This window comes from Microbulbifer sp. S227A (genome assembly GCF_049800935.1).
Genome location: NZ_JBNAFZ010000005.1, coordinates 186,916 through 211,783 on the forward strand (window position 1 = coordinate 186,916; position 24,868 = coordinate 211,783).

Sequence of the window (24,868 nt, forward strand, 5' to 3'; positions counted from 1 at the left end):
CTAGTCCCTCACCACGCGAAACCGGGTCAGCATGATGGCCAGAACCACCAGCAACAGCGCCGTGGCCAGCATGATATCGGCCAGGTAGGTCGGCACATCGGCGGCGCGGCTCATGCTGTCGGCACCGACAAAGACCCCGGCCACGAACAGCGCGGCAACGATCACACCGAGCGGGTTCAACATTGCCAGCATCGCGACGATGATCCCGGTATAGCCATAGCCCGGCGACAGATCGAGCGTCAGGCTGCCCTTGAGCCCCGCGACCTCGGAAAACCCGCCCAGTGCCGCCAGCCCGCCAGAGAGCAGCGCGGTCTTGACCAGTACCCGGTTGACCGGAATGCCGGCAAAGGCCGCCGCGTCCCTGTTCAGGCCCACCGCCCGCATTTCAAACCCCAGCGTGCTGCGCGTCTGGATGAGCCAGACCGACAGGGCCGCGATGAGGGCCAGGGCAAAGCCCCAATGCACCCGCAGCCCTTCTACGATGCGCGGCAGTCGCGCCTCGGCCAGAACCCGCGCGGATTTCGGCCAGCCCATGCCCATCGGATCCTTGAGCGGACCTTCCAGCAGCATGGATATGAACAGCAGGAAAATGAAGTTGAAGAGCAGCGTGGTCACCACTTCGTCCACCCCAAACCGGGTCTTCAGCACCGCGGGCACCAGCAGCAGCAACGCCCCCGCAAGGATCGCGGCAAGGGCCAGCAGCGGCAGCAACGCAAATGAGGACCAGGCCAGCAGCCCGGTTCCAAGCGCCACCGTCATCAGCGCCCCGGCATAGAGCTGGGCCTCGGCCCCGATATTCCAGAATTTCGCGCGAAACGCGACGGCGGCGGCCAGCCCGGTGAAAATCAGCGGCGTGGCCCGGTTGAAAGTTTCGACAATCGCGAATTTCGACCCGAACGCGCCTTTCAGGATCAGGCCCAGCACCGAGAACGGGTTGGCCCCGGCGATGCTGGCCAGCAGCGAAGCGATGGCGATGGTGGCCGCCAGCGCCAGGGCAATCGGCACCGCCCTGCGTGCGAGGCCGGGGTTCTGGATCGGTTCAAGTCGCATGTTGCCCTCGCGCTGCAAACCCTTCGCCCGCCATCCAGATTCCCAGTTCGGCGGGGGTCATTTCGCCGCGCCCGAATGCCGGGGACAGCCGGCCATCGGCAATCACGTGGATGACGTCGGACAGGGCCATGATCTCGTCGAGATCCTCGGATATCAGCAACACCGCCGCGCCGCGATCCCGCGCGTCGAGCAGCTGGCCATGCACGTAATTCACCGCGCCGATGTCAAGGCCGCGCACCGGCTGGTTGGCAAGGATGATCCGGGGTTGGGCCTCGAGCACGCGCCCCAGGATGAGCTTTTGCATATTGCCCCCCGACAACAGGCGAATGCGGGTTTCGGGCCCCGGGCATCGCACGTCGAACTTGTCGATGATCTCGCCGGCAAAACGGCGCGCGCGGTGCCAGTCGAGCCAGCCCCGGCGGCTGAATGGGGCACCGTCATAGCGTTCCAGTATCGCGTTCTCGGTCAGGTCGAAATCGGCGATCGTTCCGGTTTTGTGGCGGTCTTCCGGGATGCGGGCGATGCCGCGATGCACCGCCTGCCGGGGCGACCAGCCGCGCAGGGGTTCGCCATCCAGAATGACTTCGCCCCGTGCCGCCGCTTGCATGCCCCCGACCAGGTCGGCCAGCGCCGCCTGCCCGTTGCCCGACACGCCGGCAAGGCCACAGATCTGCCCCGCGCGCAGGGTCAGGTCGACGGATTTCAACCCCGGCGCATTGCCGATCCCGGGGGTCGAAACCCCACGCAGTTCAAACCGGGCCGCGCCCGCCCTGCCCGGCGCGATTTCGGGCGGTTCCGTCTGGGTGCCCATCATCATCGCCGCCAGCGCGCGGGTGTCGGTCTCGGCGGTGCGCGCGCCGCCAACCACCTTGCCGTGGCGCAGCACAACCACGCGGTCGGCAATCGCCATGACCTCGTGTAGCTTGTGCGAAATGAAGATCACCGACAGCCCGTTGGCGATGGCCTGTTTCAGCGTCGCAAACAGGTCATCGGTCTCTTGCGGGGTCAGCACGGCGGTGGGTTCATCGAGGATCAGGACGCGCACATCGCGATAGAGCGCCTTGAGGATCTCGACCCGTTGCCGCTCGCCCACGCTCAGGCCACCGACCCGCGCCTCGGGCGATACGGCAAGCTGAAACCGCTCTGACAGGTCCACGATCCGCCTGCGCGCCGCCGCGCGGTCAAGCCCGAGACCCAGCAGCGGACGTACCCCCAACGTGATGTTTTCCTGTACCGTCATGTTGTCGGCCAGGGTGAAATGCTGGTGCACCATGCCGACGCCCGCATCCAGCGCCGCACGGGAATTGCCGGGTGGCAGGGGCTGGCCAAACACCTCGACCGACCCGCTGTCGGGCGTGTATTGCCCGAACAGGATGTTCATCAGCGTGGTCTTGCCCGCCCCGTTTTCCCCGAGCAGGGCGACAACCTCGCCCGCGCCCACCGAGAAACTGACCGCGTCATTCGCGGTCAGTTCGCCAAAGCGCTTGGTAATGTTGCTGAGGCGCAGGGCCTCGGCGGTGCCTTGCGTCATGGCGGATCAGGAGGATTTCGGTTCGTCGTCGTTGATCTCGACCGTAAAGGCCCCCGACTTGATCTCGGCCTCGCGCTTGCCCACGAGATCCAGCGCCGCCTGCGGAACCTTGCCCTCGAACGTACCCAATGGCGCAAGCGACGTTCCGCCCTGGTTCATGAAGGAATAGATGCCATAATCCGCGGCGGCAAAGCTGCCCGCCTGCACCCGGGCGATGGCTGTGTCCAGTGTCGGTTCGAAATGCCAGAGCGCCGAGGCAACCACGGTATCGGGGTAATCCCCCTGGGTGTCGATCACGTTGCCGATGGCCAGAATGCCCTTTTCCTTGGCTGCGTCCGAAACACCGAACCGCTCGGCATAGAGCACATCGGCGCCGTTCTCGATCATGGCAAAAGCGGTTTCCTTGGCCTTGGGCGGGTCGAACCAGCTGCCGATAAAGCTGACCTGGAACTTGATGTCGGGATTGACCTCGGCCGCGCCCGCCATGAACGCATGCATCAGCCGGTTGACCTCGGGGATCGGGAATCCGCCAACCATGCCGATATTGCCCGATTTTGTCATGGAACCCGCAATGATTCCAGATAGATACGAGCCGTCCTGGATGTAGTTGTCAAAGACTGCGAAATTCGGCAATGACGGGTCTTCCTTGAAGCTCGACCCCATCAGGAACGCCACGTCCGGGTAATCGGCGGCGACTTCGCGGGCCTCTTGTTCGGCCCCGAAAACCTCGCCGATGATCAGCGTGTTGCCGGCCTCGGCATATTCCCGCAGCACGCGGGCATAGTCGGTATTGCTGACATTTTCCGAGAATTCATAGGCAATGTCGCCACGTTCCTGCGCGGTCAGCGCCGCCTTGTGGATGCGGCTGACCCATTGCTGTTCGATCGGAACCGTGTAGACGCCCGCCGTCTTGATCGGCTCGGCGGCAAAGCCGCGGGTCGCCCCGACCGTGCCCGCCATCAGCGATGCGACAGCGGTTGTTGCGAGGAAATGTCGCCGCGAAACATGTGTTGATTTTTTCATTACCTGTACCCCCGGTGTTGGATTTGTGCATGAAGCATCAAATTTTGCCAATTGGTCAAGAAATGAATGGCCAGCCGGAACCGCATTTGCCGCCGGGTGAAAAAGACGCCCATGTTTGCGGCAGAGTCCGGAGCGCGGTTGCGGGGTGTGATCGCAAGGGGGCGATTCCCTTGCGATCGGCCGGATCAGCGTTTTTTCATCGCGTCCAGCAAGGCCGATCCAAGCGCGCCGGGGTTGCTGTTGGTTGCGGGTTTGCCCTTTGGCGCGCGCGCGCCGCCCTGGCGCTTTGCCGGCTTGGCATCGCGCGGGGCTTGCGGCTTGCCCGTTCCTCCGCCCTGTTTGCGCATGCTCAGCCCGATACGTTTGCGCGCTACGTCCACCTCGGTCACCCGCACGCGCACCACGTCGCCGGCCTTGACCACCTCATGCGGGTCCTTGACGAACCGGTCGGCCAGCTGGCTCACATGCACCAGCCCGTCCTGATGCACGCCGACATCGACAAACGCGCCAAAGGCGGCGACATTGGTGACCGTCCCCTCCAGCGACATGCCGGGCTTCAGGTCCGAGATCGCCTCGACTCCTTCGGCAAAGCTGGCGGTCTTGAAGGTGGGGCGCGGGTCGCGGCCGGGCTTCTGCAGCTCGGCAATGATATCCTGCACCGTGGGCAGGCCAAAGCTGGCATCGACAAACTCTTCGGGACGCAGCGCGCCAAGGATCTGTTCTTGTCCCATGATCTGCCGGATATCGCGGCCACAGGCTTTGACGATCCGGCGCGCCACGTCATAGGCTTCGGGGTGGACCGACGAGGCATCCAGCGGTTCCTCGCTGTCGCGAATGCGCAGGAACCCGGCGCTCTGCTCAAAGGCTTTCGGCCCGACACCCGGCACTTTCAAAAGCGCCTTGCGCGAGGGAAACGCCCCCAGTTCGTCGCGATATGCGACAATCGCCTGGGCCAGCCGCGGCCCCAACCCGGCCACATGCGCCAGCAGCGGCGCGGAGGCGGTGTTGAGATCAACCCCCACGGCGTTCACCGCATCCTCGACCACCGCTTCGAGCGCGCGACCCAGCTGGCGTTGGTCGACATCATGCTGGTACTGGCCGACGCCGATGCTCTCGGGGGCGATCTTGACCAGTTCGGCCAGCGGATCCTGCAAGCGGCGGGCAATCGACACCGCGCCGCGCAGCGACACGTCAAGCTCGGGAAATTCGCGCGAGGCCAGTTCCGACGCGGAATAGACCGACGCCCCCGCCTCGGACACCACCACGCGCGTGGGCTTTGGCCCCGACGGCAGCATCCTGAGCGTATCGCCGACGAATTTTTCGGTCTCGCGGCTGGCGGTGCCGTTGCCGATGGCGATCAGCTCGACATTATGACTGCGGATCATGTGCAGCAGCTGTTCCTCGGAGCCACGCAGATCGCGTTTCGGCGGAAAGGGATAGAGCGTTGCGGTCTGCAACAGCTTGCCGGTGGCATCGACCACCGCCGCCTTGACCCCGGTGCGAATGCCCGGATCAAGCCCCAGCGTGGTCTTGGCCCCGGCGGGTGCCGCAAGCAGCAAGTCCTTGAGATTGCGCGAAAACACCCGGATCGCCTCGTCATGGGCGCGGCGGCGCAGATCGCCCAGCAGGTCCAGGAACATCGTCAGGCTGAGCTTGACGCGCCATGTCCAGCCCGCCGCCGTCCGCAGCCATTCATCGCCTGCCCCGGTGCCCGGAATGCCAATGGCCCGGGCCACGATGCCCGCCGCGCGCACGGCCCCGGTTTCGGGTTCCGGCTCGATCGTCAGCGTCAGGATGCCCTCTTTGGACGCGCGCAGGATCGCCAGCGCCCGGTGTGCGGGGATGTCCGCCCATTTCTCGCTGTGATCGAAATAGTCCGAGAACTTGGCCCCTTCGGTTTCCTTGCCGGCCTGCACACGGGCGATGACCAGCGCCTCGGCCTGCATGAATTCCCGCAGCCGCCCCAGCAGGTCGGCATTCTCGGCCAGCTCTTCGGCCAGGATATCCCGCGCGCCGTCCAGCGCGGCCTTGACCGTTTCGACCTTGTCGCCCAGATAGCCCTGCGCCAGATCCTCGGGCCTGGCGTTGCGTTGGTCCATGATGGCGCGCAACAGTGGGTACAGCCCGTTTTCGCGGGCGATCATCGCCTTGGTGCGGCGCTTGGGTTTGTACGGCAGGTAAATGTCTTCGAGGGTTGCCTTGCTGTCGGCCTGCGCGATCTTGCGCGCCAGCTCGTCGGTCAGTTTGCCCTGCCCGCGAATGGTATCAAGGATGGTCGCGCGCCGGGCCTCCATCTCGCGCAGGTAATCCAGCCGTTCGTTCAGGCTGCGCAACTGGCTGTCATCCAGCCCGCCAGTCACTTCCTTGCGGTAACGGGCGATGAACGGCACCGTCGCACCTTCATCCAGCAAGGCCGTGGCGGCGGCCACCTGTCGCGGGCTGGCGGCGATTTCGGTTGCGATTGTGCGGGCGATCCGATCGGCGGTCTGGTCCAAGAGAGGCTCCTGTATGGCGGGACCAAAGACATAAACCGCGCCCCCGGATCGCGCCAGCCCCGGCATGCAGTTATCCACAGCTGTAGAGCGCCGCGCGCCCCGGTGTCAGGTCACAACCGCCGCGACCGCCTCGGCAAGATAGGCGACATGGCGATCCTGTAGCCCGGCGATATTGATCCGTCCGTTGTCCAGCCCGTAGACGCCGAATTCGGCGCGCAGCCGCTCCATCTGTGCCGCCGACAGCGGCAACAGCGAGAACATCCCCAACTGGTTGCGCATGTTCTGAAACCCGGGGGGCAAACCCTTGCTGGCAAACCCGTCACATAGCGATTGGCGCAGGTTGCGGACCCGGTCGCGCATCCGGTCGACCTCGGCGATCCACGGTTCCGGCGCGGCCAGCAACCGCGCCGCAATGGCCGCGCCATGTTCCGGCGGCATCGAATAGCTGGCCCGCGCCTTGTGCTCCAGGCAGTTGCGGGCTTTGGCCAGATCCCCGGATGTTTCGGCGAGCACCATGGCGGCCCCCGTGCGTTCACGATAGAGGCTCATGTTCTTGGAACAGCTCGCCGCGACCAGCAGGTCGGGATGCGCCCGGGCCATCATGCGCAGCCCCTCGGCGTCTTGCCCAAGCCCGCGACCAAAGCCCTGATATGCCATGTCGATCAGTGGCACGATCCCCCGCCGCAGGCAGAACTCGGATAGCTCTTGCCACGCCGCCAGCGGCAGGTCGATCCCCGTCGGGTTGTGGCAGCAGCCATGGATGATCACCACGTCACCTTGCTGCGCGGCGGCGAGATCATCAAACACCGCCTGCATGTCCAGCGCGCCCGCCACCATCGTCCAGCGATAGGTGGCGAAATTCAACCCGGCGGCGCGCATCAGGGGTTCGTGGTTCACATAGCCCGGCGTGGTGGACCAGACGGTGGCCGACGGGTTGGCCACGCTGATCAGCTCGGCCAGCAGGCGCAAGGCCCCGGTCCCGCCCACGGTCTGGATGGTCGCCTGACGGTTCAGCTCGGCCCCCTGCCCCAGCAGCAGCTCGGCCATATGCGCGTTGAAGTCATCGTTGCCCCGTGGTGTGCGATAGGTTTTGGTGGTGGCGGCCTGTGCCATTTCCTGCTCGGCCCGCTGGACCGAGGGCAGCACCGGTGTCTGTCCCGTTTCGTCGCGATAGACGCCGATCACCATATCGATCTTGTCGGGGCGCGGATCGGCGTGGAACCGCGAAACGAGGCCAAAAAGCGGATCGGCGGTTGCCGCTGGCAGGTTCGCGAGCATCTCAGCGTCCTTTCGGGGTCATCATGGCGTTCAGCAGAACGCCGCAGGTGATCGCGGATACGCCCAGCCCCAGGGTCGGGGTGATGGTCTCGCCAAAGAGTGGCACCGCCAGGGCCGTGGTCAGCGCCGGTGCCAACGAGCCGAAAATCGCGGTCTGCTGTGCACCGATGCTCTGGATCGCAAAGGCATAGGCCAGGCTGGCGATCACCCCGACGCCCAGCCCCTGGATCACCGCAAAGGGCGCGATTTCCTGCAGGGGTTGCGCCAGCAGCGTGGTCTGCATCAGGCCGGTGGCACAAAGCAGCGCCAGCACCAGGAAGGACGGGATCGACAACAGCAGCGCACAGGCGATCGGGTCCAGCGCGGCGGTACGCAGGCCAAGCGTGTAAACCGCCCAGAGCAGGCTGGCACATAGCAGGAGCAGCACTCCCTGTTGCAGGTTGCCGCGGTCGCCCGCAGGCGCGGCCCATGTCAGCGCCACCACACCCAGCACGATCATCGCCAGCGCCGGGAGGGTGCGCTTTCCGATGCGATGTCCAAGCAGGAGCAGCCCCAGTACCGCCACCGACACCGGCACCGTCCCCGCGATCAGCGCGCCCACATGGGCAGAAGAGCTGCGCAGCCCGCCCAGCGTGGCGAGGAAGAAGAACGGCAGCCCGGCACCGATCAGGATGAAGGCCGCGGCGGTTGAGTTGAGCCGTCTGAGCTGCCCGAGCCGCGACGGCAGGAACGGCAGCAAGAGCAACGCCGGCACGCCGAACCGCAGCAGCGCCACATCCGCCGGCAGCAGCGGCGACTGGCCGATTCCCCGGATCGAAAGCGCAAACCCCGCCCAGATCAGGACAGTGACGGTGGCCGCCAGATAGCCAAGCCGCTGGCGACGGGTGTGCAGCGGCTTGTGCGCCGAGGCATATGCAAGTCCCATTTGATGAGTTCCCCGAGAACGAGTGTCGTTCCTCCCTATGCTGTGCTTATGCCCTATGGATTGGCATTTTGTAGCGAATGCACGACATATTATGGGGAATTCTGGCGAAATATGCCAATGGTATAGGAAAAGTGGGTGATTTATGCCAATGTTGCATGGCGCGGTGGCAGATCCCGAGTCGCCGGGCGCGAATGGCGGGGCGCGCTGCGTCGGGCATGAGGAGCAGGACATGGCAACAGGGCTGGACGCCAAGGACCGGCAGATCATCCGCGCGCTGCAACGGGACGGGCGCGTCACCAACAGCGATCTCGCCGAGGCGGTGAACCTGTCGCCCTCCCCCTGTCTGCGGCGGCTGCGCATTCTTGAGGAGTCGGGGGTCATCCGTGGCTACAGCGCCAATATCGATCAGAAGAAATACGGCCTGTCGCTGCTCGCCTTCATCTCGGTGCGGCTGGACAGCCATACCAGGGAAAACGTCGACCGGTTCGAGCGCCGCGTCAAACGGATAGACGAAATTCTCGGCTGCTACCTGTTGACCGGCGGGCAGGATTACCTGTTGCAGGTCGTGGTCAGGGACCTGGATGGATATGACGATTTCATCCGCAACCAACTGCACGCGATCGGCGGTATCGCGTCGATCGACTCAAGCATCTGCTACAACACCGTCAAGGAAACCGCGGTGTTCCCGGAATTCTGATCCGCGCGCCTGCACGGGTGCCGGGCTGGGTGGTCAGCTCTGGTTGGCGCCCCGCAACTGGCGGATCGAGCGGCGCACGGCGGTCCAGTCCTGCGCCTCGCGCGGTTTGCCGGCGTCATCGCATTCCCGCGCCTTGCGGGCGGCTTCCGCCTCGGCGGCATCACCATGCGCCTGGTACAGCGCGCGGGCATATTCGGCTGTCTTGATCGCTTGCATGTCGGGTTTCCCTTTCTGTCGAAATTGAACATACCGACCCCCCGGACCCGTCCGGGAGATTCTGCGGTGCTCCGACCATACAGCAAACGGCGCGGATATTCACGCTTTGCGGGAAATTTCTGTTTCCAATGCGCATCAAACCGCGCCAGTCACCCCGGCAGGGGTGTTGGTGCAAAGCCCAGTGGCGCGCCCGAGCGGGCAAATCCGCCATAGAGCGGCTCGTCGGGCATTTCCTGTTTCAGGATGTCGCGCACGGCGCAGAGCGCCGCAAGATCGATGCCGGTGGCAAACCCCATCTTCTCGCAGAGAAACACCAGGTCCTCCATCACGATGTTTCCGGTGGCCCTGGGGGCAAAGGGACAACCGCCCAGCCCGCCGAGCGAGGCATCCAGAATGCACACGCCTTGGTCAAGTGCCGCCGCCGCATTGGCAAGGCCCAGCCCGCGCGTGTCGTGCAGATGCACCGCAAGGGGGCGGCCGGCACCCAGATTGCGCACCGCGCGCACCATCCCGGACACCTGCGCGGGGCCGGCATAACCAACCGTGTCCGCAAGGTTCAGAACGTCGATTCCGGCCTCGAACAGCCGTTCGGCAATCGACAGCACCGACGACAGCGGCACCGGGCCGGTCATCGAACACCCAAGGCTCATCCCGATGGTGGCCGAGACCAGCGGCTTGTGGGGCGAGGCATCGCGCAGGGCGCAGGCATGGGCGACCACGGCGATGGAATCGGCCACGGTGCGGCGCACATTGGCCTGGCTGTGGGTCTCGGTGGCCGAGACCACGCAGGCCAGTTCGGCCACGCCGCTGCGAATGCCGGTTTCGGCCCCGCGTTCGTTGAGCACGAGACCGACACCATGCACCCCCGCCCGGTGCGCCGCGTCAACGATCTCTTGGACATCGGCGAATTGCGGGAAACTATGGGCGGGCAGGAAGGAGCCGGTTTCAAAGCACGGCATCCCGGCGGCGGCCTCGCGGGCAAGCCAGTTGATCTTGGCGCGGGTCGAGGGGTGGGTGCGCACCATTTGCAACCCGTCGCGCAGGCCGACCTCGCGCAGCATGACCCGGTCGGCGGGATAGATCTCGGTGACGCTCATCGCATGTTCTCCGGTTTCATCAAAAGCCGACCAGCACCGAGGGCAGATAGGTCGCCGTCGCCGGGAACAGCGCGACGATGGCCAGCACGATGAACTCGATCACCACAAAGGGCGCAACGCCCCAATACATGTCCCGATAGGTGATCTCGGGCGGCGCCACGGTGCGCAGGTAGAACACCGCCGGGGCCATCGGCGGCGTCAGATAGGCGGTCTGGATCACCACGGTCATCATCACCGCGAACCAGATCTGGTCGACACCGGCACTGCGCAGCAGCGGCAGAAAGATCGGCAGGCAGATCAGCACCACGGTGATCCAGTCGAGCACAAAGCCCAGCAGGAACACGATGAACAGGAACAGCAGGATCATGCCGCCAGTGCCAAGATCGAGCGCCGCCACCGTATCGGAGATCAGCGTGCCGCCGCCGATCACCAGAAACACGCTCGAAAACATCGTGCCCCCGACGACGATCATCATCACCATGGCGGTGACGGTCAGGGTCTTGGCCAAGCTTTCGCGCAGCACCCTGAGATTGAATTCGCGGTAAAAGATCGTCAGCAGGATCGCCCCCACCGCACCGACCGAGGCGGATTCCGTTGGCGAGGCGATGCCGCCAAGGATCGCGCCAAGCACCGCCAGCACCAGCAGCAGCGCGGGCAACAGGCCCTGTGCCGTCAGCTTCAGCTTTTCGGCCAGCGGGATGTTATAGACCTCGGGCGGTGCCGGCGGCCCGTCGCCGGGCCGCAGCCAGGCGCGGCCGGCGATATAGAGGATGAACAGCGCCACCATCAGCCCGCCGGGGATCATGATTCCAGCAAACAGCTTGCCGATCGAAAGCTCGGCCAGCGAGGCATAGATGATCACCACGATCGAGGGCGGAATGATCGTTCCCAGCGAGCCGCCGGCACAGATTGTCCCGGCGATCAGCCCCTTGTCATAGTTCAGCTTCATCATCGCGGGTATCGCCATCATGCCGATGACCGCTTCGACCGCGCCGATGATGCCGGTGGCGGCGGCAAAGACCGCGCTCATGGTGATCGCCGCCACGCCAAGCCCGCCGGGCAGGAAGCCGAACCACAGCTGCATCACCCGGAACAGCCGTTCGGCGATGGCCGACCGTTCCAGCACCGAACCCATCAGGATGAACAGCGGCACCGCCGCCATCGTCGAAGAGGTGGATACCCCGAGGATGCGATCATAGAAGACCGGCCCGATCACGTCGCCGAACACGCTCAGCCCAAAAACAAAGGCCACACCTGCCAGGCTGAAGGAAACCGGGATTCCCAGGAAGATCAGCGCAAACAGCGCCGGAAACATCAGGGCCGCGAGAATGCCACCGCTCATTGCATTTGTCCTTTGGTTTCAGTGTTCTTCGGTTTCATCCGGCCCGCGCACCGCGGTCGGATCGGCAATGCCGACCCCGTGGCGCAGCGTTTCGGCGAATAATTGCAGCAACAGGCAGCACAGCCCGAGCGCGATCCCGAGATAGAAGGGCCAGATCACCGGTGCCCAGGGGCTGACCGGGTCAAGCTCGCCGGTGAGAAGGGCCTTGTATGTATTGCGCACCGATTGCCGGGACAGGATGATCAGCAAGGGCAGCAGCAACAGCAGGTTGAAGGCCAGGTTCACCCCGTGCTGCACCCGCCGGGGCATCCGCGCCGACAGGAAGTCGATGCGCACATGCAGGTTCTTGGACAGGGCCAGCCCCGCCCCCAGCAGGTAGATGGTGCCGTTGGTCATGTAGGTCAGGTCATAGGCCCATTCGGTCGGCGCACCCAGGACGTAGCGGGCGAGCACCTCGTAGAACACCACAAAGACCAGCACCAGGATCAAAGCCATGCCGATCCGGCCGACCCAGAGCGACAGGGTATCGGCCAATGCGGCCGCCTTGTTCAGCATCACGTCATTCCTTTGCGGTCGCGCGGCGGTTGGTCGCGCCCCGGTTCCGGGGCGCGCGGGTCTGCGTCATTCCATGTCCCAGGTGCGGGTGAACGCGTTCCTGGCCCAATTGTCCTGGTAGGCCCGGTAGGATTCCCAGATATCGCTCATCCGGGCATCGCCCCCGGCGGCGCGGGTCTCGGCATTTGCCGCGATCCAGCCGCGACCGGCGGACTTGATCTGATCGACCAGCGCGGGTTCCATCATCACGATCTCGTTCTTGCCGCCGCGATAGACCTCCATCGCCTCCTGGTCCTGGTTGCCAAGCGCCAGGTAGGTGTTCATCACGGTCATCTTGGCCGCTTCCTTCATGATGTGCTGCAAATCCTGCGGCAGCGCGTCGAACGTGTCGGCGTCCATGAAGATCTCGGTCATCGTGCCGGGCTGGTGCACGCCGGGCAGGATGATGTACTTGGCCACCTCGTGATAGCCCAGGGCAAGGTTGCCGCCCGGACCGGCATATTCCACGCCGTCGATCGCCTTGCGCTGCAACATGCCATAGATCTCGCCGAACTCGGTCACGGTGGGCGCGCCGCCGAAGCTGTCCTTGAGAATGGCGGCCCATGCGCCCGAGGTGCGGTGCTTGTAACCCTTCAAATCCTCGGCGGTGCGGACGGGTTTGTGGGAATGGGCAAAGATCTCGGTTGTGCCCTGCCCCGAGTAGAACCCCTGCAGTCCCATGTCGTCGCGGCGGAGCTGTTCATACATCTGCTGGCCGCCGCCATTATAGTACCAATGCATGAACGGCTCGGGCCCCATGCCGCCGGGAAAGCCGGAAAACATCGCGTTGGTGGGATCCGCGTTCACCAGGAAACCGGCGCTGCTCCAGCCGATATCGACGGTGCCTTCCTGCACCGCGTCATACACCTTGAACGGATGCGCGAGAATTCCCGCGCCATAGGGCGTGATCTCGATCCGGCCACCGGAATAGTCGCGCACCCGGTCGGTAAAGCCCTTGACGAAGATGTCGAAGACAAAGCTGTTCTCTGGCGCGATGGTCGCCATTTTCCATTCATATTCGGCGGCCTGTGCCGATCCGAACAACAGGGCCGCAGCGCTGCAGGCGGCCAGTATCCTTTCCCCAATACGTGTCATGATCGCTCCCTATGCAATGTTGTTTTCCGGCTGCTTTGCGCTGTTGTCATTCGGGCGGATGGTGCCCGAAGCCGGATTTCCACCTTCAACATCACAGTATACAATTTATCCGTCAAGACAAACTCACCGAAAAGACGGGTTTCCGCGCAAAAGTGAACAAATTTATTGCAAACATTGGGTGTCACGGGCAGGATTGGCAGAAGTGGCAGGCATTTTCTGTCTCAATATCGTATACAACCAGTCGCAAAACGGAGTGTTGTCGTGAGCTTATCCCTGGATCATATCGGACTCGTCGGGCCGCATCTGGCCGCGCTTGAGGCGACCTATGCGCGGCTTGGCTTTCGCGTGGCGCCGCGCTGTGAACTGCTGTCGGTGGATGCCCAGGGCGGGACGACCCCGATGGGCCAGTCCAACAGTCACCTGATATTCGGGGATACCTATGTCGAACTCACCGCGGTCGAGGGCGAAATCGCGGGCCATCACCTTGAGCGGGCGGTCTCGCGCTATTGGGGGCTGCATATCATCGTGATGCGCAGCGCCGATGCCGAGGCCGACCAACAGGCGCTGGCCCGTGCCGGAAGCCTTGCCCCCGATGTCGCCCGCGCCGCGCGGCACGTGGCCTATCCCGACGCCAGCGGAACCGCCCGGTTCAAGTGGTTCCGGATTCCCGAGGCCGAGTTTCCCGACGCGTTCCTGTGCATGGTTCAGCATCTGGATGCCGGGCTCGTGTTCAATGCGGCGCTGAACACCCATCCCAATGGCGCGCGCGATCTCAGGGCGATAACCTTGCTGTCGGACGATCCGGCGCGGACGGCGGGGCGGTTTGCCGGGGTTTCCCGCGCGCGCGCCGCCGAGATGCCCGGAGGATGGGCCGGCAGCTTTGCCAATGCCCGGTTGCTGGCGCTTGGACCCGAAGAGATGGCCGCGCGCTATCCCGGCGTTGCCCTGCCCGGGTCGCCGTGGTTTGCCGGGTTCACGGTTGCCAGCGACGATTTGGAGGCAACCGCCGCCTATTTTGCCGCTTCCGGCATCCCGGCACGGAGAGAGGCCGGGCGCCTGTGGCTCGACCCTGCCGAAACCGGCGGAGCCATCATCGAATTCGTCCGGGCATGATGCCCGCACCCAGCCAAGGAGCAACAGGATGAGCGACCCATTCGAACTCACCGCCGCCGAGGCGGCCCGGCAGATCGCCGACGGCACCCTGAGCAGCGAGCGCCTTGTGCGATCCTGTCTCGACCATATCGCGGCGCGCGAACCGGCGGTGCGGGCCTGGGCGTTCCTCGATCCGGCGCTGGCCATTGCCCAGGCGCGTGCCTGCGATGCCCGCCCGGCCAGCGGGCCGCTGCATGGCGTGCCGGTGGCGATCAAGGACATGATCGATACCGGCGACATGCCGACGCAATACAACTCGCCGCTTTATGCCGGGTTTCGTCCGGCGCGGGATGCGGCCTGTGTTTCGGTGCTGCGCAGTTCCGGGGCGGTCATCATGGGCAAGGTGGATACGGTCGAGTTTGCTTCGCTGGGCCGCACCGCCGCCACTGGCAACCCCCATGACACCCGGCGCACGCCGGGCGGTTCGTCGAGCGGATCGGGCGCGGCGGTGGGGGATCGCCATGTGCCCCTTGCCCTTGGCACCCAGACCGGCGGGTCGGTGATCCGGCCCGCGTCCTTTTGCGGGGCCTATGCGATCAAGCCCAGCTATGGGCTGATCTCGACCGAGGGCATCAAGGTCTATGCGCAATCGCTCGACACCATCGGGATCTTTGGCCGTTCGGCCCAGGACCTGTCGCTGGCGGCCGGCGCGATGGGGGTGGTGGATGCGCGCGTGGCACCACCCGCGCCGGGGGCATTGAAGATCGGGTTGTTTCGCGGGCCGCATTGGGACCGGGCCGGTGCGGAAACCCTTGCGGCGCTCGAGGAAGCGGCGCGGCACCTGACCCGGGCGGGGGCGCAGGTGGCCGATGTCGACAGCCCCGAGGTGTTCGCCAACCTCACCGATGCGCAGGATGTCATCATGCATTGGGAGGGGCGCGGAGCCTACCGGGCCGAATATCTGGGCCGGTATGACGATCTGAACCCGAAATTCCGTGACGAGGTGGAGAATGCCAAGGGCCGCAGCCGCGCCGATGTGCGCGAGGCCGAGAACCTGATCGCGCGGGCCACCCTGGCGTTTGACGCGGCGTTTGCCGGTTTTGACGCCTGGCTGACCCCGTCGGTGATCGGCGAGGCACCCGAGGGGTTGCTGTCAACCGGAGAGGCGATTTTCAACCGGATGTGGACCGCCATGCATGGCCCCTGCATCACCATCCCGAGCGCGCGGGGTGACAATGACATGCCCGTCGGCGTGCAGATCGTCGCGCCCCGCCTGCATGATGCCGAGCTGCTGGCGGTGGCCGAGGCGATATCGCCGGTGATCGTTCAGGGCTGAGCCGCGCGCCCCGCCTGAATGTCAGGCCGGGGCAATCACCGGCAGGTCCGCGACCGTGCGCAGGCCGCGGATATTTTGCAGCCTGTCGAACAGGGCGCTGGCCTCGGTTTCGCCGATGCGCCGGGCGCTGCAATCCATGAACTTGGCCTTCAGCTCGCCGGTTGTCATGGGGTTGCGCGCATGGCCGCGCCAGCGCGTAACCTCGGGGCTTGAGAGGACCGAACCGTCGCGCATGTGCAGGTGGATGATGTCGGCGCGCGCGCCCGCCAAGAATTCCGGGTCATCGTCGGGTCCGACCACCGGCTCGACCCTGGCGATCAGGCGCTGCACATCGGGGCGCTGTACATAGGCGTCGGTCAGCTGGTCAAAGCCGACCTCGCCCGAAATCAGCCCGGCGGCGACCACGAATTCAAGGCTGAACTTGGCCTCGAGCGCGGTGCGCGGAGCATGGATCGGCATCACGCGGATATGTTTCTCGCTGATATGCGCGCAGACCCGTTCGATGGCGTCGATATCGGGCGCGTGGTCATGATGCAGCCGCGTGGCGCAATCGGCGCTGCGTTGCGACGATCCGACCGTGGGATAGCGTTTGATATTCAGGCGCTCGTCAATGATGCCCCAGTCGTGCCCCAGCATATCGGCGGGGGTGGCGGTGTCGATGCGCTGATGCGGCGACAGGGCCCGCAGGAACCCGTTGGCCCCGTCCAGCGCGTCCGGCCCCGCATCCATCCCCGCCAGCGCAAGCCGCACCGACGACATGCCGCCCTGCGCCGCATGGCCGCCCTGGAACGGCTTGGCCATCGAGCCGAAATTGCCCATGACCCCGCCGCCATGCGCCACGGCCAGCCCGAGCGCATTGACGATCTGGTCGCGGGTCAGCCGGTGCAGCACCGACATCGCGGCCACCACGCCAAAGCCGCCAAGCACCGCCGTGGGGTGCCAGCCGCGTTCATAGAAATCATCGGGTTCACGCTTCATCAGGGTGCGCCAGACCTCGTAACCCGCAACATAGGCGCGCAGCATCGCGTCGCCATCCGCGCCCAGATGCTCGGCCTCGGCCAGGATCGCCGGCACGAGGATCGCGCTTACGTGGTTGGAATAGGCATAGTCATCATAATCCAGCGCATGGGCCGCCACCGCCCCGACCATCGCCGCATCCGGCGCGATGCAGCGCTCCGGGCCAAGGGCGATGCGGGACTCGGGACGGCTCTGGCGGGCGCGCATGGCGGTCAGGGCGGCGATATGCACCGGCTCTCCGCAGCCCGCGATCATCACGCCGATGGCGTCGCAGAACCCGATGCCCACCACCTCGGCAGCCCCGTCGGGCAGCGGCCGGTCGGGCATCGAGCACAGGAAATCGGCAATACTCCGGGTCAGCTCTCCCATCGGTGTCCTCCTGTCAGGAATGTGCAATCAGCTTTCGCCGGTCTCTTGGGTGCCCATCACCGCCAGCTGGTGATCAAAGGACTGGGCCGAGTGGATATGCGCGCGCATGATGGCGCTGGCCCAGTCGGGATCGCGCGCCGCGAGGGCGGCGATGATTTCGCGGTGATGGCGCACGCTCAGCTCAAGTCGCTCGGGCTTGAACAGGGCGAATTTGCGGAACACCAGCGGAAAATGCCACAGCGGCTTGATGGCGGCGGTCAGGTGCGTGTTGTTCGCGGCCTCGGCGATCAGGCTGTGAAACCGCAGGTTGGCCTCGCTGATCGCGGCAAGATCCGGGGTTTGGGGGTGCTGGGCCGCGGTCTCCATCTCGACCGTGGCCTGCTCCAGCCGGGCAAGCTGTTCGTCGTTGATCTTTGTGGCGGCCAGCGTGGCGGCATAGCCTTCGAGCAGGCTGCGCATCTGTGCCATCTCGGACAGTTCGGACATGCCCCAGGACGCAACCCGCGCGCCGGTATTGGGGGCGAAATCGACCAGCCCCTCGGATTCCAGCCGCCGCAGCGCATCGCGCACCGGGGTGCGCGAGACCCCGAGTTCGGATGCGATCAACTCTTCGGGGAGTCGGCTTCCGGGCTGGTATTCAAGCGACAGGATGGCGCTTTTGGCAAATTGATAGGCCCGCTCCGAGGCGGTCTTGCGCACCGTTGTCTTGCCGCCTGCCTTCTTGCCGCTCATCTATGCAATCACCTCGTCCGGGATCTCGATTCCACAGGTATCCGCAGCGATCTGTCGAATGTGATCAAAAGCAATACCAATCCGAAACGGGCGCATGGTGTCAAGGTCGATGATCGTCGAGCCAAGCCCACCGGGATGGGAATAGCGCGTCGCCCCGCAATCCAGCGCCAGGTCCGCGCCGGTGCGCAGCTCTGCCTCGACCGCGTCGAACGCGTATTTGCTGCCGCCCAGCGACATGTTGGCGGATGAGCCGAACACCCCCCTGCCCGCCGCGAGCGCGAGATCGGCCAGCGCGTCATGGCGCGGCCCGGCATTCATCAGCAGATCCATCGTGTCGCCCTTGGTCGCGTGTTTGCGGGTGAATGCCGGCGCGTTGGCCAGGATCGGGTGCTCGGGCCGGTACCGCCCGACAATCGACAGCGGCAGGTCGTTGTCATGAATGACTGCCGACACGAACCTGCGCGCGCTCTCATCGGCGTCGATGATCTGTTCGAACATCTCCCAATTGCCAAAGCAGCCGCAGGGTTTGCCAAAGCTGCGCCGCTTGATCGAGAAAATGCGCCCGATGGCATCTTCGGAATGCCCGACAATGGCATAGCCCACATCGACCCCGAATACCGCGACCCCGCCGTCGGATACGGTCTGGAACACGGCTTGTGCATCTTGCTGCGTGGTCATCTGGGCCCCTTTCATGCGTGGATTTTCTGATTCGAAGAAAGCCTAACCGCTTTCATGGTTGTATACAATCTTTTGGTGTCGGTTGTGCTCTGGCATGGCGGGTGAACAGGTGTCTGATACGCCGAATTGGTGGAAATAGCTATAAATATCAGGTGATAATCGAAGTTTTTGGAGAGCGTATGCCCTTATTCCGTGTTTCAGACATGACCTGAAAATTCGAAACCCAAGCTTGACTTTGAACAAATTGTATTCGATCCTTCTGGTCAAACGGACAGTTCAGACCTTGGCGCGGCGGCCGGTTTCCGCCCGCAAGGCCCATGCGGCGGAGAGCCAGATGCCCAGCGTCAACATCAACGGTCACACCATGTATTACGAGGTTCACGGGGCCGGTCCGCCGGTGCTGTGCATGGGGGGCTGGGGCACCTATTGCCACGGTGGCCAGCATCACCTGGCGCGGGGCATGACCGGGCGATATTCGGCGATCATTTTCGATCATCGCGGGTTGGGCGACTCGGATGACGACCTGTCGGTGACACCTTCGATGCGGCTCTATGCCGAGGACGCGGCGGGGCTTCTGGATCATTTGGGGTTCGACCGGGTGCATGTGGTGGGGCTGGTCGGGATGGGCGCCTGCATCGCGCAGGAGATGGCGATCAACCGGCCGGATCTCGTACGTTCGATGGTCAACATGAACACCTGGGCCAAGCCGGATGCGCTGTTGCGGCACCAGCTGGAGATGTTCCGCGATTGCCACAGGGTCATGGGCTGGGAAGCGTTTCAGAAGCTGGTCTGCCTGTGGTCCTTTGAAGAGAATTTCTATTTGCAGAACCACGCGCGCCTGCTGGGACCCGAGGGCCCGTGGCGCGAGTTGAACGGCCGTTACGAGGCCCATGCCCGGCTGATCGAGGCCTGTTTGGGCCATGACACGACCGACCGGCTCGCCCGGATCACGGCGCCATCGCTGATCATCCACTGCCCTCTGGACACGGTGAACGGTCCGCGCCTGACGGTGCCCATCGAGCGGGCGATCCCCGGCGCGCGCGGCCATGTGATGGAGGGGGCGGCGCATGTGGTCGCGGGCAAGGAGATGCGCGGCAAGTTCTCGGAGGCGGTCATGTCCTTTCTGAAAGAGGTGGAAGACAATGAGTAAGCACACCGGCCCCCTTGCGGGGTTGCGCGTCGTCGAAATGGGCCAGCTTCTGGCGGGGCCCTTTGTCGGAACCCGTTGCGCCGATTTCGGGGCCGAGGTCATCAAGGTCGAAACGCCGGGCAGCGGCGACCCGATGCGCAACTGGGGGCACAACCGTCATAACGGGCACGGGCTGTGGTGGCCGATTCTGGCGCGGAACAAGAAATCGATCACCGTCAACCTGCGCGAGGCGCGGGGTCAGGAGCTGGTGCGCAAGCTGCTTGCCGAGGCGGATGCGCTGATCGAGAATTTCAAGCCCGGAACTCTGGAGAAATGGGGCCTGAGCCCCGAAGAACTGCATCGGATCAACCCGCGGCTGGTCATCGTGCGGGTGTCGGGGTTCGGCCAGACCGGCCCCTATTCCAGCCGTCCGGGCTTTGCATCGGTTGGCGAGGCGATGGGCGGAATCCGCTATGTCAACGGCTTCCCGGATCAGCCCTCGCCCCGGTTCGGCCTGTCGCTTGGCGATACACTGACGGCATTGTTTGCCTTTGAGGGGCTGATGATGGCGTTGTATTGGCGCGACGCGCAGGGCGGTGGCAAGGGCCAGGTGGTGGATGCCTCGATCGTCGACAGCTGTTTCTCGATGCTGGAAAGCGCGGTTGCCGAATATGACAAATGCGGTGTCGTGCGCGAGCCGTCGGGGACCGGGCTCAAGAATGTCTCGCCGTCAAACAGCTTTCCCACCGCTGATGGTGGCTGGACCGTGATTGCCGCCAATCTCGACCCGATGTTCCGCCGCCTCTGCGCGGCGATGGAGCGCCCCGAGCTTGCGGATGACCCGCGCTATGTCACCCATCTGAAGCGCGGCGAACACGCGGAAGAGCTTGACGGGCTGATCGCCGACTGGACCCGCACCCTGTCCTCGGAAGAGCTCGCGGCGCGGCTGGACCGGCACGGGGTGGTTTACGGGCCAATCTATTCCATCGCCGACATCGTGAAAGACCCGCATTTTCAGGCGCGCGAGATGATCCGGCGCATCGACGATCCCCGGTTTGGCGACCTGGCGGTGCCGGGAATCGCGCCCAAGCTGACGGAAACACCCGGAGATATCGAATGGCTGGGGGCCGAGCATCCCGGCCAGCACAATGCCGAGGTTTACGCCAGTATCGGCCTGACGCAGGAGGATCTCGATGGATTGGAAAAGGACGGAATCCTGTGAGGTCGCGGCCATGAATATCGGCATTCTCACCTTTCCCGGCGTCACGCAGCTTGACCTGACCGGGCCGTATGAAGTGTTCAGCCGGATGCCCGACACGCGGGTCGATCTTGTCTGGAAGACCACCGAACCCGTTGCCTCGGATACCGGCTTTGCCCTCCAGCCAACCCTCGCCCTGGCCACGGCCCCGGCCTTCGACGTGATCGTGGTGCCCGGCGGGCCGGGGCAGAATGACCTGATGGATGATGCGGTTGTGCTGGATTTCCTGCGCCGGCAGGCGCGCTCGGCGCAATGGGTCATGTCGGTCTGCACCGGGTCGCTGGTGCTGGCGGCGGCGGGGCTGCTGCATGGGCGCCGGGCGGCCTGTCACTGGCTGTCCCTGCCGCTGCTCGAGATTTTCGGAACCGTGCCAGTGGCCGGGCGCGTGGTGCGTGACGGGCAGGTGCTGACCACGGCGGGGGTCTCTGCCGGGATCGACGGGGCGCTGGCGCTGGTTGCCGAATTGCAGGGCCGCGAACAGGCCGAACTGATCCAGCTGATGATCGAATATGACCCGCAGCCGTTGTTTGACGCGGGTTCGCCCGCGACGGCGGCCCCCGAACTGGTCGAGCGTGTCCGCACATTTGCCGCCGGGTTCCTTGATGCCCGCCGACAGGCCGCCGAACAGGCCGCAGAGCTTTTGGAGACATCCCGATGACATGGCCCATTCCTGACAAGGACAAGGTGGAAACGCCCGGATTGTACCATTTCAACCCCTGGCGTGACCGGCCCAGGATCGAATGGCCGGATGGCAAGCGGCTGGCGTTCTGGGTCGCCCCGAATGTCGAGTTCTACGAGATCGACCCGCCGCGCAATCCGGCGAGGCACAGCTGGTTTCGCCCCAACCCGGACGTGTTGCATTACGGCATTCGCGACTATGGCAACCGCGTTGGCTTCTGGCGCATGGCCGAGATGTTCGACCGGCTCGGGGTGACGGCGTCGATTTCGCTGAACGTGGCGGTGCTCGACCATTTCCCGGAAATCGGCAAGGCGATGGCGGACCGGGGGTGGGAGCTGTTTTCCCATGGCGTCTACAACACCCGCTACATGTACGGCATGGATCCGGAGCAAGAAACCGAACTGGTGCGCGATGTGCGCGATTCCATCCGCAAACACGCCGGCCAGGAGCTGTCGGGCTGGCTGTCTCCGGCATTGTCGAACTCGCCGGAAACGATGAACGTGCTGGCGCGCGAGGGCGTGCAATATACGCTGGACCTGTTTCATGACGACCAGCCCCAGCCCGTCCTCACCGATGCCGGCAAGCTGATCAGCCTGCCCTATTCCCTGCAGGTCAACGACTGGACGGCGCTGCATACCGGGGCGGGATCGCCGCGCGATTATGCCCGGATGATCAAGGCCCAGTTCGACCGGCTGTACCAGGAGGGGGCCGAGTCGGGCACCGTGATGTGCCTGCCCCTGCATCCGTGGATGATCGGCTATCCGCATCGCTATGGGCCGCTGGCCGACGCGATCGAATACGTGCTGGGGCACGAGGGGGTCTGGCACGCCACGGCGCGGGAAATCGCGGCGCATTACATCGATCACTATTATGACCGCGATCTGGCCCGCCTGCAGGAGATCAACGCATGACGCTTGACCGCTCATACATGCAATACCCGAACCGCAAGCGCGGACAGGATCACGATCTTTACGCTCCTTCCTATCTGCCCGACCGCCCGCCGGTGACATGGCCGAACGGGGCGCGGGTGGCGATCTGGCTGGTGCCGATCCTCGAGTTCTTTCCCTTCAATATGGACCCAAAGCCCGAACCGCTGATGCCGCCGGGCGGTCTGGCGCGGCTGTATCCCGACTATTGGAACTATACGCTGGCGGATTACGGCATCCGGGTTGGCATGTACCGCCTGATACGCGCGATCCGTGAACGGGGCATGACGGCAACAACGGCGGTCTCGGCGCGGCTGGCCGAGCTTTGCCCGACCGTGATCAGGGATTGTCAGGCGGCGGGGTTCGAGATCGCGGCACATGGGCGCGACATGGGCCACCTGCATGGGGATCACCTGTCAGAAACCGAAGAGCGCGCGCTGATCACCGGGGCGCGCGATGCGCTGGCGACGGTGCTGGGGGCCGCACCGGGGGGCTGGTATGCGCCTGCCGGGGCGCTGTCGCGGAACACCTCGCGCCTGGTGGCCGAGGCCGGGTTTGCCTATACCTGCGACTGGGTCAGCGACGAACTGCCGGTGCCGATGACCGGCGACGCCCAGGGGATGCATGCCATGCCCCTGGGGTTTGAACTCTCGGACCAGCGGCTGATCGAAGAATACAAGCGCCCCGCCTGGGACTATGCCGAACAGGTAATCGACGCGTTTGAATACCTGCATGACGAGGCGGGTCGCGCGGGCGGGCGGTTGCTGGCGCTGCCGCTGCATCCGCGCCTGATCGGGGCACCGCATCGCATTTCCTCGCTGGAACAGGTGCTTGATCATATCCAGTCCAGGGGCGACACATGGTGCGCGACGGGGCAGCAGATTCTCGATCACTGGAAGGGCCAGCAATGACTGCGCCGCTGACCCGGTCGGCGGGCCAGTTTGCCGCCCAAGCCACGATCCGCGACATGCCCGCGGCGGCGCTGCAAACCGCACGCACCGGGTTCACCGACACGGTGGCCTGCCTGCTGGCCGGGATCAACGAGCCGGTGACCGGGATCATTCGCGGGCATGTCGAGACTTTGGCCGGCGGCTCCGGGGCCTCGCGCTTCCTGATGGGGGCCGGGCGTGCGCCGGCGGAATTGGCGGCGCTGATCGATGCCACCTCGGCACATGCGCTGGATTACGATGACTACATGTTCTCGAACCATCCGAGCGCGGTTCTTGTTCCGGTGATCATGGCCTGTGCCCCGCTGGCCGATTGCGACGGGGCGCGGATGACCAGCGCCTATGTGGTGGGCTATGAAATCTGGGGCGACCTGATGTTGCGGGAACAAGACCACCTGCACAGCAAGGGCTGGCATCCGACCGCCGTTCTGGGCCCGGTCGGCGCGGCGGCGGCAGCGGCGCATGTGCTTGGCCTGACCGCGGATCAGGCCAGCAGCGCGCTGGCGCTTGCGGCCTCGCATGCGGGCGGGCTGATGGGCAATTTCGGCTCGATGGCCAAACCCTATCACGCTGGTCGCGCCGCGGAATCCGGTGTGCGTGCCGCCCTGCTGGCCCGCGCGGGGTTCACCGGCAAGGACGACGTGCTGGAACATCCCTGCGGGTTGATGGCGGCGCTCAGCCCCGCCGGCAACCTGGACCTGGAGACGCCGGCGGCCTTTGGAACGCGCTGGCGCGCGGCCGAGGCCGGGCTGAACATCAAGAAATACCCCACGGTCGGCGCCTCGCAACGGGTGATCGACGCCACCCTGGCGATGGTGGCCCAGGCCCCGGTCGAGCTTGCCGAGGTCGAGACGATCGACGTGCGGATCAGCCGCAAATTCGCGGCGGTGATGCCCTTTTCCACCCCCCGGATCCCTGCCGAGGCCAAGTTCAGCGCCCAGTTCGCCTGCGCTGCCGCACTGCGGTTTAGCCGGGTGGGTCTGGCCGAGGTCAGCCAGCCGGCGCTCGACGATCCCGAACTGCGCCGGCTGATGGGGCTGGTCCGGATCGATGCGGTGGACGCCTATGACCCGGGCTATCCCAACGCCGCGCCCGAAGACTGGATCACCGTGGGATTTCGCGACGGCAGCCAGCGGACAAGCCCCCGGATCCACCGTGCCACCGGTCATGCGGACGCGCCGCTGCCCGCGCACCAGCTGTGGCAGAAATTCGCGGGCTGCGCCGAGTGGGGCGGGCTGGGTCAGGCCCCGGCGCGGCGGCTGTTTGACGCGTTGCAATCGATTGACACCCAGCCCGGCATCGAGGCGCTGCGGCTGGAGACGCATTACGCACCAAATCCGACATGACAACAGGGAGCAAGGA

Annotated in this window: 23 protein-coding genes; 9 read left to right on the plus strand and 14 right to left on the minus strand. The window is 65.0% G+C overall.

What is annotated here, in order from left to right; genetic code table 11:
* The 6 genes from ACP15R_RS14030 to ACP15R_RS14055 all read right to left on the minus strand — a co-directional run bounded on the left by ACP15R_RS14030 (position 1) and on the right by ACP15R_RS14055 (position 8,302).
* Complete coding sequence (locus tag ACP15R_RS14030) at positions 1–1,050, minus strand: ABC transporter permease (RefSeq protein ID WP_424987051.1); 1,050 nt, start codon at positions 1,048–1,050, stop codon at positions 1–3.
* On the minus strand, positions 1,040–2,581 hold the full coding sequence (locus ACP15R_RS14035) for an ABC transporter ATP-binding protein (protein WP_424987052.1): 1,542 nt from the start codon (positions 2,579–2,581) through the stop codon (positions 1,040–1,042). Before ACP15R_RS14035 ends, ACP15R_RS14030 begins: the two co-directional genes overlap by 11 nt.
* A gap of 6 nt (positions 2,582–2,587) precedes the next feature.
* Positions 2,588–3,604 (minus strand): BMP family protein, encoded by a 1,017-nt coding sequence (locus ACP15R_RS14040; protein ID WP_424987053.1) that lies wholly within the window; start codon positions 3,602–3,604, stop codon positions 2,588–2,590.
* 185 nt (positions 3,605–3,789) lie between these two features.
* A complete protein-coding gene (locus ACP15R_RS14045; protein WP_424987054.1) occupies positions 3,790–6,099 on the minus strand; it encodes a Tex family protein in 2,310 nt (769 codons plus the stop codon).
* A 105-nt stretch (positions 6,100–6,204) separates the two neighbouring features.
* Positions 6,205–7,377: an aromatic amino acid transaminase gene (locus tag ACP15R_RS14050; RefSeq protein WP_424987055.1), complete on the minus strand. Its 1,173-nt coding sequence runs from the start codon at positions 7,375–7,377 to the stop codon at positions 6,205–6,207.
* Between the two features lies 1 nt (position 7,378).
* Positions 7,379–8,302 carry a DMT family transporter gene (locus tag ACP15R_RS14055; protein ID WP_424987056.1) on the minus strand — a complete coding sequence of 308 codons (924 nt, stop codon included), beginning with the start codon at positions 8,300–8,302 and terminating at the stop codon, positions 7,379–7,381.
* A gap of 229 nt (positions 8,303–8,531) precedes the next feature.
* Here ACP15R_RS14055 and ACP15R_RS14060 point away from each other — a divergent pair, with 229 nt between their 5' ends.
* The gene (locus tag ACP15R_RS14060) at positions 8,532–8,999 is read left to right on the plus strand and encodes an Lrp/AsnC family transcriptional regulator (RefSeq protein ID WP_424987057.1); all 468 of its coding nucleotides are present in this window, start codon (positions 8,532–8,534) and stop codon (positions 8,997–8,999) included.
* 33 nt (positions 9,000–9,032) lie between these two features.
* Here the strand turns inward: ACP15R_RS14060 and ACP15R_RS14065 are convergent, their stop codons facing one another.
* The 5 genes from ACP15R_RS14065 to dctP form a co-directional block, all read right to left on the minus strand.
* Positions 9,033–9,215, minus strand: a complete 183-nt coding sequence (locus tag ACP15R_RS14065; protein ID WP_424987058.1) for a hypothetical protein — start codon at positions 9,213–9,215, stop codon at positions 9,033–9,035.
* Positions 9,216–9,364: 149 nt separating this feature from the next.
* Positions 9,365–10,312: a hydroxymethylglutaryl-CoA lyase gene (locus tag ACP15R_RS14070; RefSeq protein WP_424987059.1), complete on the minus strand. Its 948-nt coding sequence runs from the start codon at positions 10,310–10,312 to the stop codon at positions 9,365–9,367.
* 19 nt (positions 10,313–10,331) lie between these two features.
* Entirely contained in the window at positions 10,332–11,654 is a 1,323-nt protein-coding gene (locus ACP15R_RS14075; protein WP_424987060.1) for a TRAP transporter large permease, read from the minus strand.
* A gap of 18 nt (positions 11,655–11,672) precedes the next feature.
* The gene (locus ACP15R_RS14080) at positions 11,673–12,209 is read right to left on the minus strand and encodes a TRAP transporter small permease subunit (RefSeq protein WP_424987061.1); all 537 of its coding nucleotides are present in this window, start codon (positions 12,207–12,209) and stop codon (positions 11,673–11,675) included.
* A 66-nt stretch (positions 12,210–12,275) separates the two neighbouring features.
* Positions 12,276–13,343 (minus strand): TRAP transporter substrate-binding protein DctP, encoded by a 1,068-nt coding sequence (gene dctP / locus ACP15R_RS14085; RefSeq protein ID WP_424987062.1) that lies wholly within the window; start codon positions 13,341–13,343, stop codon positions 12,276–12,278.
* Between the two features lie 261 nt (positions 13,344–13,604).
* On the opposite strand from dctP, the gene ACP15R_RS14090 reads away from it, so the two are divergent.
* Both ACP15R_RS14090 and ACP15R_RS14095 read left to right on the plus strand, forming a co-directional pair.
* Positions 13,605–14,456, plus strand: coding sequence for a VOC family protein (locus tag ACP15R_RS14090; protein ID WP_424987063.1), 852 nt, complete (start codon positions 13,605–13,607; stop codon positions 14,454–14,456).
* A 28-nt stretch (positions 14,457–14,484) separates the two neighbouring features.
* On the plus strand, positions 14,485–15,771 hold the full coding sequence (locus ACP15R_RS14095; protein WP_424987064.1) for an amidase: 1,287 nt from the start codon (positions 14,485–14,487) through the stop codon (positions 15,769–15,771).
* Between the two features lie 21 nt (positions 15,772–15,792).
* Here the strand turns inward: ACP15R_RS14095 and ACP15R_RS14100 are convergent, their stop codons facing one another.
* From ACP15R_RS14100 to ACP15R_RS14110, 3 genes are read right to left on the minus strand one after another with little or no spacing between them, the layout of a single operon-like run.
* On the minus strand, positions 15,793–17,157 hold the full coding sequence (locus ACP15R_RS14100; protein ID WP_424987065.1) for an MmgE/PrpD family protein: 1,365 nt from the start codon (positions 17,155–17,157) through the stop codon (positions 15,793–15,795).
* A 27-nt stretch (positions 17,158–17,184) separates the two neighbouring features.
* Positions 17,185–17,889 (minus strand): GntR family transcriptional regulator, encoded by a 705-nt coding sequence (locus ACP15R_RS14105; protein WP_424987066.1) that lies wholly within the window; start codon positions 17,887–17,889, stop codon positions 17,185–17,187.
* Positions 17,890–18,567, minus strand: coding sequence for an L-threonylcarbamoyladenylate synthase (locus tag ACP15R_RS14110; RefSeq protein WP_424987067.1), 678 nt, complete (start codon positions 18,565–18,567; stop codon positions 17,890–17,892).
* Positions 18,568–18,901: 334 nt separating this feature from the next.
* Between ACP15R_RS14110 and ACP15R_RS14115 the strand changes: the two genes are divergently transcribed.
* Genes ACP15R_RS14115 through ACP15R_RS14140 form a run of 6 tightly spaced genes read left to right on the plus strand, consistent with a single transcriptional unit; the run spans position 18,902 to position 24,852 of the window.
* Positions 18,902–19,717, plus strand: coding sequence for an alpha/beta fold hydrolase (locus ACP15R_RS14115; protein ID WP_424987068.1), 816 nt, complete (start codon positions 18,902–18,904; stop codon positions 19,715–19,717).
* Positions 19,710–20,918, plus strand: coding sequence for a CaiB/BaiF CoA transferase family protein (locus ACP15R_RS14120; RefSeq protein ID WP_424987069.1), 1,209 nt, complete (start codon positions 19,710–19,712; stop codon positions 20,916–20,918). Before ACP15R_RS14115 ends, ACP15R_RS14120 begins: the two co-directional genes overlap by 8 nt.
* Entirely contained in the window at positions 20,890–21,612 is a 723-nt protein-coding gene (locus tag ACP15R_RS14125) for a DJ-1/PfpI family protein (protein WP_424987070.1), read from the plus strand. Before ACP15R_RS14120 ends, ACP15R_RS14125 begins: the two co-directional genes overlap by 29 nt.
* On the plus strand, positions 21,609–22,544 hold the full coding sequence (locus ACP15R_RS14130) for a polysaccharide deacetylase family protein (RefSeq protein ID WP_424987071.1): 936 nt from the start codon (positions 21,609–21,611) through the stop codon (positions 22,542–22,544). The genes ACP15R_RS14125 and ACP15R_RS14130 overlap by 4 nt, the downstream gene beginning before the upstream one ends.
* Complete coding sequence (locus ACP15R_RS14135; RefSeq protein ID WP_424987072.1) at positions 22,541–23,470, plus strand: polysaccharide deacetylase family protein; 930 nt, start codon at positions 22,541–22,543, stop codon at positions 23,468–23,470. Before ACP15R_RS14130 ends, ACP15R_RS14135 begins: the two co-directional genes overlap by 4 nt.
* Positions 23,467–24,852: an MmgE/PrpD family protein gene (locus tag ACP15R_RS14140; RefSeq protein WP_424987073.1), complete on the plus strand. Its 1,386-nt coding sequence runs from the start codon at positions 23,467–23,469 to the stop codon at positions 24,850–24,852. The genes ACP15R_RS14135 and ACP15R_RS14140 overlap by 4 nt, the downstream gene beginning before the upstream one ends.
* Positions 24,853–24,868: the final 16 nt, after the last annotated feature.